1 protein-coding gene is annotated in these 515 nt (G+C 68.5%); it reads left to right on the plus strand.

Annotation, left to right across the window (positions count from 1 at the left end; all coding sequences use genetic code 11):
- A partial coding sequence (locus tag H261_RS23015) for a GAF domain-containing protein (RefSeq protein ID WP_008622962.1) occupies positions 1-515 on the plus strand: 515 nt, incomplete at both ends.

Below are 515 nucleotides of genomic sequence, written 5' to 3' on the forward strand. Positions count from 1 at the left end.
AGGTTCTGCAGGCCCAGTCCCGCCAACTGGCCGCCCAGCGCTGGGTCAAGACCAACCAGGCGGCCATCCAGTCGGAGCTGCAGGCGGCGACCACCGTTCCGGGGCTGGCCCGGCGCTTCCTGGCCAGTCTGGCTCCGCTGCTCAACGTCGGGCACGGGGTGTTCTTCGTCTATGTGGAGGCGGAGCGGCATCTGCGGCTGCTGGGCAGCTACGCCTATCTGGAGCGCAAGGACTTCAACCAGTGCTTCGCCCTGGGCCAGGGACTGGTCGGCCAATGCGCCCTCGAGCGCCAGCCCATCGTCATCACCGCGCCGCCCGACGACTACGTCCATATCGGCTCCGCCCTGGGCGAGGCGGTGCCGCGTTCCATCGTGGTGTTGCCGGTCCTGCACGGCGGCCGGCTGATGGGCGTGGTCGAACTGGCGACGTTCGAGGTGTTCGGCCCCGACCAGGAGGCTCTGCTGGACGGCGTCATGCCGATCCTGGCCATGACACTCGAAGTCCTCGAACGCAAC

The sequence above is a fragment of the Paramagnetospirillum caucaseum genome, assembly GCF_000342045.1.
In the GTDB taxonomy this organism is placed as follows: Bacteria; Pseudomonadota; Alphaproteobacteria; order Rhodospirillales; family Magnetospirillaceae; genus Phaeospirillum; species Phaeospirillum caucaseum.